The 12,087-nt window shown below is 43.6% G+C and carries 12 protein-coding genes; 6 read left to right on the top strand and 6 right to left on the bottom strand.

What is annotated here, in order from left to right; all coding sequences use genetic code 11:
- Positions 1 to 16: 16 nt before the first annotated feature.
- Positions 17 to 919, bottom strand: a complete 903-nt coding sequence (locus tag EV146_RS01835) for a selenium metabolism-associated LysR family transcriptional regulator (protein ID WP_132001172.1) — start codon at positions 917 to 919, stop codon at positions 17 to 19.
- Between the two features lie 137 nt (positions 920 to 1,056).
- Between EV146_RS01835 and EV146_RS01830 the strand changes: the two genes are divergently transcribed.
- Positions 1,057 to 1,833, top strand: coding sequence for an NRDE family protein (locus EV146_RS01830; RefSeq protein ID WP_132001169.1), 777 nt, complete (start codon positions 1,057 to 1,059; stop codon positions 1,831 to 1,833).
- A gap of 49 nt (positions 1,834 to 1,882) precedes the next feature.
- Here the strand turns inward: EV146_RS01830 and EV146_RS01825 are convergent, their stop codons facing one another.
- Positions 1,883 to 2,854 (bottom strand): NAD(P)H-dependent flavin oxidoreductase, encoded by a 972-nt coding sequence (locus EV146_RS01825; protein ID WP_132001165.1) that lies wholly within the window; start codon positions 2,852 to 2,854, stop codon positions 1,883 to 1,885.
- A 324-nt stretch (positions 2,855 to 3,178) separates the two neighbouring features.
- On the bottom strand, positions 3,179 to 3,835 hold the full coding sequence (locus tag EV146_RS01820; protein WP_132001162.1) for a hypothetical protein: 657 nt from the start codon (positions 3,833 to 3,835) through the stop codon (positions 3,179 to 3,181).
- Positions 3,836 to 4,090: 255 nt separating this feature from the next.
- On the opposite strand from EV146_RS01820, the gene EV146_RS01815 reads away from it, so the two are divergent.
- Positions 4,091 to 4,939 (top strand): DegV family protein, encoded by an 849-nt coding sequence (locus tag EV146_RS01815; RefSeq protein ID WP_132001159.1) that lies wholly within the window; start codon positions 4,091 to 4,093, stop codon positions 4,937 to 4,939.
- An 815-nt stretch (positions 4,940 to 5,754) separates the two neighbouring features.
- Entirely contained in the window at positions 5,755 to 6,075 is a 321-nt protein-coding gene (locus tag EV146_RS01810; protein WP_132001156.1) for a hypothetical protein, read from the top strand.
- A gap of 68 nt (positions 6,076 to 6,143) precedes the next feature.
- Here the strand turns inward: EV146_RS01810 and EV146_RS01805 are convergent, their stop codons facing one another.
- Both EV146_RS01805 and EV146_RS01800 read right to left on the bottom strand, forming a co-directional pair.
- Positions 6,144 to 6,671, bottom strand: coding sequence for a D-glycero-alpha-D-manno-heptose-1,7-bisphosphate 7-phosphatase (locus tag EV146_RS01805; protein WP_132001153.1), 528 nt, complete (start codon positions 6,669 to 6,671; stop codon positions 6,144 to 6,146).
- 103 nt (positions 6,672 to 6,774) lie between these two features.
- Positions 6,775 to 7,416, bottom strand: a complete 642-nt coding sequence (locus EV146_RS01800) for a DNA-3-methyladenine glycosylase (protein WP_132001150.1) — start codon at positions 7,414 to 7,416, stop codon at positions 6,775 to 6,777.
- A gap of 107 nt (positions 7,417 to 7,523) precedes the next feature.
- Between EV146_RS01800 and ytvI the strand changes: the two genes are divergently transcribed.
- Positions 7,524 to 8,555 (top strand): sporulation integral membrane protein YtvI, encoded by a 1,032-nt coding sequence (gene ytvI / locus EV146_RS01795; protein WP_132001147.1) that lies wholly within the window; start codon positions 7,524 to 7,526, stop codon positions 8,553 to 8,555.
- Positions 8,556 to 8,646: 91 nt separating this feature from the next.
- The gene (locus EV146_RS01790; protein WP_121609743.1) at positions 8,647 to 8,826 is read left to right on the top strand and encodes an H-type small acid-soluble spore protein; all 180 of its coding nucleotides are present in this window, start codon (positions 8,647 to 8,649) and stop codon (positions 8,824 to 8,826) included.
- Between the two features lie 38 nt (positions 8,827 to 8,864).
- Here the strand turns inward: EV146_RS01790 and EV146_RS01785 are convergent, their stop codons facing one another.
- A complete protein-coding gene (locus EV146_RS01785) occupies positions 8,865 to 10,127 on the bottom strand; it encodes an ATP-binding protein (protein ID WP_132001144.1) in 1,263 nt (420 codons plus the stop codon).
- 348 nt (positions 10,128 to 10,475) lie between these two features.
- Between EV146_RS01785 and EV146_RS01780 the strand changes: the two genes are divergently transcribed.
- Positions 10,476 to 12,086: a diguanylate cyclase gene (locus tag EV146_RS01780; RefSeq protein ID WP_132001141.1), complete on the top strand. Its 1,611-nt coding sequence runs from the start codon at positions 10,476 to 10,478 to the stop codon at positions 12,084 to 12,086.
- The last annotated feature ends 1 nt before the right edge of the window (position 12,087 follow it).

Genomic DNA, 12,087 nt, shown 5'->3' with positions numbered 1-12,087 from the left:
TATGAGCAGCAGCCGGTTAATTGTCTAAAGCTGTCAGTAAACTGTCGTCAGCTTTATTGATAAACAGTTTTGAAACAAGCGGAAGAGTTTTTTTCTTATTGTAAACCAGGTAAAAATAACGCTCATCGGTAAAATCCTTTACTTCGTAAACCTTAATCATACCGTTTCTGAAGTACTCGTTGGCAGCGATTTCCGATACAATAGAAATCCCTATCCCTTGATTTACAAACTGAACCAAGCTTTGTCCGGAGTCCGTATAGGCAACGATGTTCAGTTCTTCTTTTGGGATTTGATTCTTTTTCAGCAGGCTTTCTAATATATCGTTCGTTCCCGAGTCAGAGCTTCTCATTACAAAGGGATATTTAAGCAGTCCTTGAATGCCGACAGGGGACGGAAGGTCAATATCATTGGCTGTAATTAGAACAAGCCGTTCTTTTAACAGAGGGATGTATTCGAGTTTTTCATTTTCGTATTTCCCTCCGAGGATTCCCATATCGACTGTCCCGCTAAGTACTTTCTCGGCCACAATCTTCGAGGACGTTTCATTTATATAAAAAGTTACGGCAGGATATTCCTCCCGAAATGCCTTAATCATATGCGGAATCAGGAATTGGCCTGGAACAGAACTTGCGGCAATCCTGATTGAACCCTGAAGCTCATTCATTCCTTCGCTGAGGTCAAGCAAAGCCTGGTCTTTGAGGAGCAGCAATTTTTGCGCCCAATGGTACAGCCTTTCACCATGAGGAGTGAGGATGCTCTCCCTTCCGACCCGGTCGAACAGGCTTACATTTAACATCTTTTCCAAAGCATGAATATGGGAGCTTACGGTTGATTGGCTGAGAAAAATCGCATCTGCTGCTTTTGAAAAGCTTTTATGCTCCACTACCTTTGTAAATACATAAAGCTGATGTAAATCCATCTAATCACTCCTTTCGGACATGGGAGCCTGGATATGAAGAATAATTTAATGATACCATTAAAATTAACCTGAAGGAAAAAAGCCCAAGTTTTTTTAAATTGACTGGTACGTAAGTAAAAAGAAGGTGGTGAAGAGATTTGTGCCTGATCCTGTTCGCTTATCATGCCCATCCAGAGTATAAGCTGATTGTGGCAGCAAATCGCGATGAGTTTTACCAAAGATCAACCGCCCCGGCCCACTTTTGGGAGGATCAACCTGCCATTCTTGGAGGCCGGGACTTAGAAAAAATGGGGACATGGATGGGGGTGACCACCACCGGCCGCTATGCAGCACTGACGAATTACCGGGACCCAAAGGAATCCTCGGCAGGCAAATCTTCGAGAGGTGAATTAGTGGCGAATTATCTTAAAGGCACTGCCCTCCCTGAGACGTTTATGGTGGAAACCGCGGAGGCCAGAGAAAAGTACCCTGGTTATAATTTATTGGCAGGAGATTCTGCTGGATTATTTTATTACTCCAATATCGAAAATAAAGTCCATAGGGTGGAGCCTGGAATCCATGGTCTTAGCAATCACTTATTGAATACTGACTGGCCAAAAGTCACTAAGGGCAGGGAAGGCCTTAAAACGATTATTGACCAGTCCAAAGAAAGTGGGCCTGGCGAAAAAGAAATGATTGATGAGCTGTTTGCCCTTCTGCAAGACGCGGATCCAGCTCCAGATGAATTGCTGCCCAAGACAGGGATATCCCGGGAATGGGAAAGGCTGCTTTCCCCTTTATTTATAAAAAGTGAAGACTACGGAACCAGAAGCTCTACAGTTTTCTTGATGTCGGAACGGCATATCAAATATGTTGAACGGGTATTTACAAATGGAGAACAGAAGACCAGTGAATATACAATCTCATTGCAGTAATGGAAAGAGAGAAGACCTGCCCCTTTTGGGGGCTGTCTAGTCTCTAATTTTAAGCAAAGCTATTTTTCAGTTGCATGGCTCTTTCGTATTCCTCAAGCAAATGTTCCATTATCTTTTTGACTGGCAGTATCTCGTTAATTTCACTCACACGGGCGCCTGCAAACACTAGTCCGTTCTCGACATCTCCGTCCTTTGACTTTAGGAGTGAATCCAGGGTACAGAAACGATAAGAACAATTTTTAAGGCAATCCCGGCACTTAGTGATCCTCAGCTTATCCGAGGCTGAAATTAAGTCGGTGAAATGGTTTGAAATGGCTCTGCCGTGCAAGCCAACCGTGGTTTTTACCAGCAAGGTATCCTCTTGGCGTGCTTCAATGTATTTTTGCTTGAAGGAGAGTGGTGCATCACATTCCTCGCTGGCTACAAACCGTGTGCCCATTTGCACTCCGGAGGCTCCCAAATCAAATGCCTTTGCTATGTCTGCACCATTTATTATACCTCCAGCCGCAATGACCGGAATGTCAACAGCTTCGACTACTTCGGGCAGGATCTCGAACAATGGCCTGTCTGTTCCGAGATGCCCTCCAGCTTCAAACCCTTCAACTACGACAGCTGCTGCCCCAAGCCGTTCCGAGATTTTTGCCAGCTTTGCAGAAGAAACAATCGAGAGTACAGGAATGCCAGCCTGCTTGCCCCATGTATACATATCCCTTGAAATCCCTGCACCCGAGATAATAAAATCCACTTTCTCTTCAAGTGCTGCTTTCATCTTTTCGGCAAAATCGTTCATTGCAAACAGTACATTAACCCCAATATACCCTTTTGCGGCTTTTTGCCTGGCTTTCCGGATATGGCTACGCATTTCATCAATGGTAATTCCTGTTCCGGATATAATTCCAATGCCGCCTACCTTTGCTACCGCTGAAGATAGGTCGCTAAGTGAAATGCCAACTCCCATGCCACCTTGAATTACAGGAATTTTCGGAATCATATGCCCGATTCTTAGTTCTGGAAATTTCATGATTCTCCCTCGTCTCTTTTCATTATGGTCGTTCATTCTCCTAGCATTCTACCATGCACATAAAAAAGAAGATGTGACTTTTGTTACCAGATAATAAAGGGTGCTGCTATATTTTTGTAAGGAATCAGGCAGAAACTTGAATGGATATAGAGATGGGAAGAACTAGGACGGGTTGTATTAATCATTAGAACGAGTTGCGATTTTCCACTTTTACAGTTGTTCGAAAACCTTTTTGTCCTCTTCTTTTAACCGACGGTTTAAATAGAACTTCCAGGAATGTGTCACTGAAAAGCAAAAAAAAAACAGACCTAAGCCTGTTTTTTTCTATGCTCTCTTCAGTTTCTTCTCCTGAAAAACAAGGGTTGCCCATAGGCTCGAGATCAGAATCAGCTCAAAGCAATTTGTGGCCGCATTGCTCTCAATTGGAAGTGGAATCGCACTCCCTGCAGCCATTAATGCTACTCCAATTGCCATCCACTTCCAGCTTTGTTTTTTCCAGACCACAATGCCAGCAAACAGCAGAGCAGCAGAAACAGCCACGATCATAATTGGCGGTCCTTGTGATGCAGCGGACTCATAGTTTAAAACTCCGAATTGATTTACCGGTTTTAGAGAAAGCTGTGCCGTGTGGACGAGCTCCCAGATAATCAGCAGGGCAGTCAGGCCAAAAGCTGCCAAACCTGCTCCTCTCTTTTTGCTAAGCTCTGTATCTGTATTTTTTATGACAGTCCATGAAAAAAGTACAAGCGTCGGGGTGAACAGGGCATGAATCCAATAACGAAGGAAATGGAGTTTTTTTAATCCCTCACTCTTTCCGAACTGGTCGCTAACAGCAAGGATGCCATTATCGTAAATAAGCCCCGCTGTAACGAGAAGTAAAGAAGCTTTCATGATAAGCGGGACTTTCTGCCCTCTTTGTAAGCCCCATAAAAATAATCCTATGTAAAATAGTGAGAATGCTAAAAACAAATATTTATCCATTTATATCCCCCTGCGAAATGCCTGTTTCCTATATATTCCCATAACCAGCAGCGGAAAAACCCGGTTATTTCCATACGAATAAAAGTATTTTCTACAAATGGGATTTAAGTGAAAATAGTCATAGCTTTTAAGCATCGAACTCATATATGATGAAAATAAATAGGATAATAGCTATATTTTATGATGTTTAAACTATCAAAATTAAGATAATAAAAAACTAAAGAAAACTTAACTGAGCGAAGGACAGGAGAAACTATGAAAAACAACCAAGAAATTGCCTGGATTACTGACAGCACGGCTACCCTTCCGGAAAAATTCATTAAGGAAAACCATGTCTATGTAGTGCCTTTGAGCATTATATTCGGAGATGAATCCTATCTTGAAGGAGTAGATATTACTGCCGAAAATTTTTACCCGAAGCTTGCTTCTTCAAAGGTTCTGCCGAAAACCTCACAGCCGGCTATCGGGGAATTCGTTGAATTATATAAAGAACTGAAAAGAAAGTATAAACGAGGTATTGCCATTCATGCGTCAAGCTCGCTGACCGGAACCTATCAATCTTCTGTTGCTGCATCAAGCATGGCAGAGTTTGAGGTGGAAGTCATAGACTCAAAAATAGGATCCTATCCGCTTGGCCAAATGATTTACAAAGGGGTGGAACTGCAGAATCAAGGGAAATCCTATGAGGAAATAGTTTCCCACCTTCGAACGCTGCCGGATAAGGCCAATCTGATCATGTCACCGGGCAGCCTTGAGCAGCTTCACAAGGGAGGCCGCCTTTCCACTACGCAGGCTTTTATAGGAAGTCTCATCAGGCTAAAGCTCATTGTCCGGTTTGATGACGGAAAGGTTCTTCTATTTGATAAAATAAGGACAGACAAAAAGGTAAAAGAAAAACTTTTTCAGCTTTTTGATGAAGCTTCGGATATGGTCAAGGAAGCGAGTGTCATTCACGCCAATGTCAAGGAAACAGCCGAAACCTGGAGGGACGAGCTGGCAGCGATGTACCCAAACATCTCCTTTACGACTACGACTTTTAGCCCCGTTGCAGGTACGCATACCGGACAGGGGACCATTGGGCTGGCATGGATTAACGAAAAATGAGATTAGGGTGTCCAAATGGATACCCTTTTCTTTTTATTTACCCCAATGAACAGAGCCCGTAGCCCACGAATGGAAGAAGGATAGGTCAAGTAGGGCCCGGCTACGTGCCCGAAGCCGCCGAATGGAAGAAGGTAGGGTCAGGTAGAACCCGGCTACGTGCCCGAAAGCCGCCGAATGGAAAGAGGTAAGGTCAGGTAGAGCTCCGCTACGTGCCCGAACCCGCGAACGGATAGGGGGTAAGGTCAGGTAGAGCCCCGCTACGTGCCCGAAGCGTCGAATGGAAAGAGGTAAGGTCAGGTAGAGCTCCGCTACGTGCCCGAAGCCGTCGAATGGAAAGAGGTAAGGTCAGGTAGAGCTCCGCTACGTGCCCGAAGCCGTCGAATGGAAGGAGGTAAGGTCAGGTAGAGCTCCGCTACGTGCCCGAAGCCGCCGAACGGATAGGGGGTAAGGTCAGGTAGAGCTCCGCTACGTGCCCGAAGCCGCCGAATGGAAGGAGGTAGGTTCAGGTAGAACCCGGCTACGTGCCCGAAGCCGTCGGTGGAAGGCGGGGGCAAGGTAAAAACATACTGAGATCGGCCTGTTATGAAATATCTTTAGCCTCTATCAAGCATTGGGTTACGCTCTCGCTCCTAATTGGATTGCCTTGAACTTTCCAGGTATTGTTGTTGGCCCAGCGGTTGTCAAGTCCTCAGAGGTTTTGACAAATTTTTGACGGGAATATGTGAAGAAATAAGGAAAATCTTCTGATATGGGCTCAGAGTACTAGAAAAGACTTTATACTGTTTATGTAAACGTAAACAAACGGAGGTGCCCTAATGAACATTACTACGATTATTGAACTGGATAATCATGAGGTCGAAAAGATGCTAGGCGCGGAATTTGTTTTTAGCCAGCAGCAGATTGATAAAAATATCGTAGAAACCTGTGTAGAAGGGTTCAAATCAAAAGTGTCTGAAGAATATTTTGAGCCTGAAAAAGGGATGCAGGAAGTTTTCGATAAATTGAAGGAGAATGGAGTTATTCCATCTAAAATAGAAGATTTTTCGTTTGAGATGCCTTCTTGCGGCAATATGCTCAGGAAGGATTATAAAGCTGAGGAGATGCCGCAAAAGGTGATTCTGTCGTATATGCTATAAAAGTGGTTTGCCGTAATAGATCAAGCGCTGGCCGGACATCCGGCCAGCATTTTTCTGTTAAGCTGCGATTAGTTTTGTAACAGTTCAAGGATGGCAGGGACCGCATCCTGCAGTGAAAGAGCTTTTCGATCGGCTGAACTTTCTTCATCGCCGATAAAGACTGTTTTGCAGCCTGCCTTTTGACCGGCCTCGATGTCACGTTCATGGTCACCAACCATCACACTTCGCTTTAGATCGATATCATGGCGGTCTGCCAGATCAAGCAACATTCCGGCATTTGGTTTGCGGCAGTCACATCCGGCTTTAGGCTTATGAGGGCAATAAGCAACTTCCCTGATTTCGCCGCCGTGCTCCTTAACAAGCTGTGCCAGGTAATCGTGTATTTTGACAAGATCCTTTTCCTTCAAAAAGCCGAGTCCGACACCTCCCTGGTTAGTGACCACGAATATGTCATACCCCGCCTTGCTCAGCTCAGCCACTGCTTCGGCTGCGCCCTCCAAAAGATAAAGATCTTTTGGTTTGTTGACAAATTTCACCCTTTTTGTTAGGACTTCGTTCAGGACTCCATCCCTGTCAAGAAAGATTGCTTGTTTCACAATGGATTCCCTCCTTTATAGTATGGGGAAGGGAACTCAAGCTGCGAGTTCCCGGACTTTCGAGCTTAAGCTGGCAGGATGTGATAAGAAGGATAAAACACGTTCAACCTTTTTTGGGCTCAATGACCGATAGTGCCTGCTGGTGCCTTGAGACGAAAGGATTATCGGTGATCCAAAAACGCCATGGATAATCTTTTGCTTCTCCCGAATTTTCAATGCCAATTCTTTTCCCCGCCGATATGCTGGCTGGGAGCAGCCCGGGAGCTATAAATAAAGGAGGCTCCGTGAATGGATGGCCATAATCCGTCATTGAAATCCCCATCGCCTTGGTCAGCTTGCCTGGTCCGTTGGTAAGAGCTACCCTTTGCTTTACCTGGCGTCGTTCCAGCATGAGCTCTATCCCGGCAGCCGGTTCAACTGCTCTGATCAGTACAGCCTCCGGGTTTCCTGCCCCGCCGCTTACAACGTTGATCAAACAATGTGTGTGCATTTGATAAGTATAGGCCAGCCCGGATTCATGGAACATGATTTCCGTCCGTTTCGTCCTTCTGTTGTTGTAGCTATGTGCTGCTTTATCTTCGGGACCTACATATGCTTCTGTTTCAACAATATAGCCGGCCGTTGTTCCTTCCGAAGTTTGCTTTACCAGGAGGCATCCAAGAAGGGCCTGCGCAAGCTCAAGAGTGGGAAGGCTGTAAAAATCACTTTTTAACGGCCTTGCCTCCAAGAAATCATCTTTTTTCATAAAACCTCCGAAAATTAGTTTGTTTTCTTTATACCCACTTCATTCAGCGGATATGATAAAATAAAAATTGAAAAATAATTATGATTTTTAAGGAGAGTTGTCGATAGATGTGGAAGAAGTGGATTTGGGTAGCCATAGCTGCTGCTCTGATCATCTTCCTGGTTCCTTACAGCCTGCCATTAATTTTCGCTTTTTTAACGGCTGTATTACTAGAAGGAATGGTCCAGGGTCTTATCAGCAAATTGCATTTTAAGAGATTTCAGGCGGTGCTGGCCGTTTTTCTCGGTTACGTCCTTTTAATTGGGGTGATCGGATATAATTTAATTTCAACTATTGCCCAGCAAGCCGTTTCGCTTTCCCAAAGGACCCCGACATTTGTTAAAGATTTCTATAGCTCTGTTATTCTTCCGCTCATTGGAAAATGGGAGTTCTACTCAAGAAGCCTTCCTTCTGAGGTCATCCTTCAGATTAACAGTACAATTGAAAAGAATGTCAATACGCTGGATTCATTCCTTCAAAGCGGTGTGACTAGCATTCTCAATTTGCTGACGGCTATTCCCGGATTCCTGATTGAGATGCTAATTTATATGATTGCATTGTTCTTGTTCAGTCTTGAACTTCCAAGATTGAAGCAAAAACTGGAGCTGCATATGAAATCCCAGACAAAGGAAAAGGTTTATCTGGTTGCACGCCAGCTAAACAAAGCGGGCATGGGATTCATCAAGGCACAGGTGATTCTCAGTGTGATTACCTTTGTGATGGCCTATTCAGGTCTTGCCATTCTTAATGCACCTTATACCGGCCTCCTCTCATTATTGATTGTGATTGTGGATATACTTCCGATCCTTGGCACGGGGTCCGTGCTGGTACCTTGGGCAATTATTGCTCTCCTGCAAAATAACAATTTTCTAGGAATTGGTTTAATTATTCTGTTTGTTGTTATTACGGTCGTGCGCAGAGTAATCGAGCCCAAAGTCTATTCAACCAATTTAGGTATTTCCCCTCTGGCGTCTTTGATCAGCATATACATAGGCTTTAAGCTATTGGGAATTGTCGGTGTCCTGCTGGGGCCTACTGTGGTGATTGTTTATGACACTCTAAGAAAAGCGAACATCATACAGATGAAATTTAAGATTTAAGAGAATCAGCTGCTTGGCTGGTTCTTTTTTTCTTGAATAGTTTCCCAAACATTGGAACATATTAATACTGATATGAAGGGGGCGGGCTGGGATGAATGCAGGACGTGCGAAAGAAATCCTCGAATCCATGGAGATGGTACAGGTTTCTTATCAAGGAGAACCAATCATTATCCAAAGAGTGGACGAAAGAACAAAAATGGCAAGAGTTTTTTTTAGAAAAAACCCACGGGAAGAAATGAATGTTCCAACTTTAAATTTAATTGAGGAATAAAGACTCTGAGAGAAAGGTTTCTCTCTTTTTTTATGGAATCAGCTATTCCTGGAATGAGGGAGAGTCAGACTAAACACGGTTCCCCTTTGAACTTTGCTTGATATATCAAGAGAGCCGCCCATTTCATTAAGGATATTAAAGACAACCATCATGCCCAGTCCTGTGCCTTTCTCTTTTTTGGTAGAGTAATAGGGTTCTCCGAGCTTTGCGATTTCTCTTGCAGACATGCCGATTCCTGTATCTTTTATAAGGATAATGACTTTGTCTTCAGAACTGCGGTGAGATTCAATTAAAAGTTCCCCTCCATTCGGCATTGCCTCAATGCAGTTTTTCATGATGTTCAGCAGGCATTGCTGAAATTTGGAGGCTTCTCCATTTACAAATAATCCATCCTCAAGCTGATGTTTCACTTTAACCGAGAAATGGTTTGCGTAAGGCTGCAGCAGCTCAAGTGCCTTTTCGATTTCATATTTTACCGTCAGGTTTGAAGCTAGGTCGTGATGGGGTTTGGAAAATCTTAAGTATTCTTTGATAATCACTTCGGCGCGGTCCAATTCATCAATGGCGGTGTCAAGGTAAAATTGTCTTTTTTCTTCAGGAATGGAAGGATCTTTCAGCATCTGTAAGAAGCCCCTGGTTACAGTAAGAGGATTGCGGACTTCGTGGCTGACACTGGCTGCCAGGTGAGAAACAACTTCAATTTTCTCTGATTTCATGACGGCATTCTGAAGAAAAGTGTTTTGCTGAATCATTTCAAGCAAGTAGGTGCTGATTAAAATACCTATCAATAATGTCAGAATATAGATGCCTGAATTTATAATTTTCAGCGTCTGGCCAAATACCAGGGCTTGCATGAAGAAGGTCACTAATGTATTGAACAGAGTAAGAGCGGCCACCGTTCCCAGTTTTCTTGGGAGATTCATAAGACGGAAATGTCGTGAAACGATAGACACGATTATGGTAATAAGGAACATATAGGCAAAAGTCAGCCAAATGCCAGTCCCGCCAAAGGGAATCCGGACTAAAACAACGAGAAAAAAGGCGAGGATACTAACGGGCATTCCGCCATACAGTCCCCCAAGCAAGACAGGAATCAGCCGAAGATCATAGAAGATTTCATTATTGTCACTATAGGAGAAACTAATGCAGAAAATCACCTGTACTGATACAAGCGCTACAATTCCAAAGTTTCTATATTTTTTCGCAAACTTTTGGAATTGTCCTTTCATTAGGAATGGGAAAGCGGATGTTGTGATTAAGATGAACAGCAAGTTGAATAAAAGCTCTTTAAACAGCGGCATCGTTGTTCTCCAGTCTTGTCAAGTACTTATTACTTATTTTATAATAGACAAATTTCATTGCACAATAGGGAAAATGCGGGGGAATTCGACTTTCCTGATCATTTTTTGCTTTTTACTGCTCTTTGCAATTAAGGTTGAATAGTAATATCAATAAACCTCATTGTTTTTATCAAAAAATGGAAATGAAATTTGTCGAAATATTCCTATTCTCCTATTGTGCTGAAGCCCTGTTTCATAATAGAATTCAAAGTATATAAGTATATAGGAAGAAAGAAACCGGACTGTCACAGCCGGTTTTTTTTATGAATGGGCAAATTTGCTCGTATTTTGAGAAAGGGTTAAAACTAAATGGAAAAGTATAAAAGACTTTTATTTGAAAAAATTAAAAATCAGATTGCCGATTGGTTTGATTCCGAGGTGGAATTAATGATCTCTAATGAAGAGGTTTACCGATTCCTTCATTCTATCAAAGGGACTTCAGGCACACTTGATCTTAGAGGGCTATACCAGGTATCTACACGGCTCCTTGAATCGATTGAAGACCGGGGAAAATCAGATTGGGATAAAAAAACGCTGCGTGACTTCCTATATGAAATCATCAGCCTTGCCTACCAGTATGAACACTTTAATGACGCATCTGCCCCTCTACCCAGGGGGGATTCAGACACTGAACATGTCCCCCTTATCCAGGTGATTGATGATGACCTGTCGATGCTGATTCTCCTGAAGGATGCACTTGAATCTAAAGGGTGGATGGTCATTGCCCATACAGACCCTGACAAGGCAGTGGCTCAGAGCTATGATCTGCAGGCTGATTGTTTCATAGTTGATATTAACCTGGAGGGCCGGGACGGGCTTGAGTTTTTAGAGCGTATGCAGCGTAACGCGCAATATCAATTGGTCCCCAAAATCATGATTTCTGTCGATAACAGCAGGGAGACCCGGATGAAAGCTTATAAGCTGGGAGCCGATGATTTTATTGAAAAGCCCATAGACATGGAAGAATTAATTGTAAGAGTCGGGAGGCAACTGCAGCGGAAACAGTATGTTGATAATTTGGCTCTGGTTGATGAACTGACAAAGGTGTATAACCGCAGATTCCTTTCCAATCAGCTTGAAAGGAGCATTCAGGAGTTTAGACGGACACGCCTTCCATTCTCCATAGCCATCCTGGATATTGACTGGTTTAAGAAGATTAATGATACTTTTGGGCATCCCGCCGGAGACCGTGTCCTCGTCGATCTTGCCCATTTTTTAAAAGAACAAAGCCGAACCTCCGATGTAGTATTCAGGTATGGGGGTGAGGAATTTGTCATCCTGTTCCCAAAAACAACAGAGAGTGAAGCAGTGGCTGTATTATCAAGGCTGCTTCAGGGCTTTTCAAGTCTTATTTTTGAGGAGACGGATGAGACTTTTTCCGCCACCTTCTCAGCTGGAGTAATCGCTGTCACCTCTGCTTCCCAGGAATCCGCGGATCTCCTCAGGGCTGCTGATCAGGCTTTGTATGAAGCGAAGGAAAGTGGAAAATCCAGGATTGTAAGTGCAAACAAAATTAATCCGGAATCCAGGAAAAAACTATATGTATCTGTTATTGATGATGATGCCATCATAAGGGCTATGCTAGTGAAAATTCTCCAGGGGATGGATATGGGAAAATTCACTTTGGATATTGCGGCCTACGAGGATGGCAAGACATTTTTTGCTTCCGGGAGACTTGAAGGGGATGGCGAGCATTTCCTGATTCTTGACGGGATCATGCCTGTCATGGATGGGCTGGAAGTCCTGCAAAAAGTCAAGCAAACAAACGACTCCGCGCATGTCCTTATGCTCACAGGCAGGAAGAGTGAGTATGACATTTCAAGGGCCCTAAAGCTTGGGGCGGACGATTATATGACTAAGCCATTCAGCATTAAAGAGCTTGAAGCACGGATTCAACGTCTGATCAAGAGGATGTTCTAAT

The sequence above is a fragment of the Mesobacillus foraminis genome (genome assembly GCF_004340465.1).
In the GTDB taxonomy this organism is placed as follows: Bacteria; Bacillota; Bacilli; order Bacillales; family Cytobacillaceae; genus Mesobacillus_B; species Mesobacillus_B foraminis.
The sequence above is the reverse complement of the archived record's forward strand: the minus strand, read 5'-3'. Positions and strand labels throughout refer to the sequence as shown.

What these genes read in the sequence shown, in the direction of transcription:
- ytvI (WP_132001147.1), top strand. Translation starts at nt 7,524, where the DNA reads ATGTGGAAGAAGTGGATTTGGGTAGCCATAGCTGCTGCTCTGATCATC.
- EV146_RS01800 (WP_132001150.1), bottom strand. Translation starts at nt 7,416, where the DNA reads ATGAAAAAAGATGATTTCTTGGAGGCAAGGCCGTTAAAAAGTGATTTT.
- EV146_RS01815 (WP_132001159.1), top strand. Translation starts at nt 4,091, where the DNA reads ATGAAAAACAACCAAGAAATTGCCTGGATTACTGACAGCACGGCTACC.
- EV146_RS01780 (WP_132001141.1), top strand. Translation starts at nt 10,476, where the DNA reads ATGGAAAAGTATAAAAGACTTTTATTTGAAAAAATTAAAAATCAGATT.
- EV146_RS01810 (WP_132001156.1), top strand. Translation starts at nt 5,755, where the DNA reads ATGAACATTACTACGATTATTGAACTGGATAATCATGAGGTCGAAAAG.
- EV146_RS01835 (WP_132001172.1), bottom strand. Translation starts at nt 919, where the DNA reads ATGGATTTACATCAGCTTTATGTATTTACAAAGGTAGTGGAGCATAAA.
- EV146_RS01820 (WP_132001162.1), bottom strand. Translation starts at nt 3,835, where the DNA reads ATGGATAAATATTTGTTTTTAGCATTCTCACTATTTTACATAGGATTA.
- EV146_RS01790 (WP_121609743.1), top strand. Translation starts at nt 8,647, where the DNA reads ATGAATGCAGGACGTGCGAAAGAAATCCTCGAATCCATGGAGATGGTA.
- EV146_RS01785 (WP_132001144.1), bottom strand. Translation starts at nt 10,127, where the DNA reads ATGCCGCTGTTTAAAGAGCTTTTATTCAACTTGCTGTTCATCTTAATC.
- EV146_RS01825 (WP_132001165.1), bottom strand. Translation starts at nt 2,854, where the DNA reads ATGAAATTTCCAGAACTAAGAATCGGGCATATGATTCCGAAAATTCCT.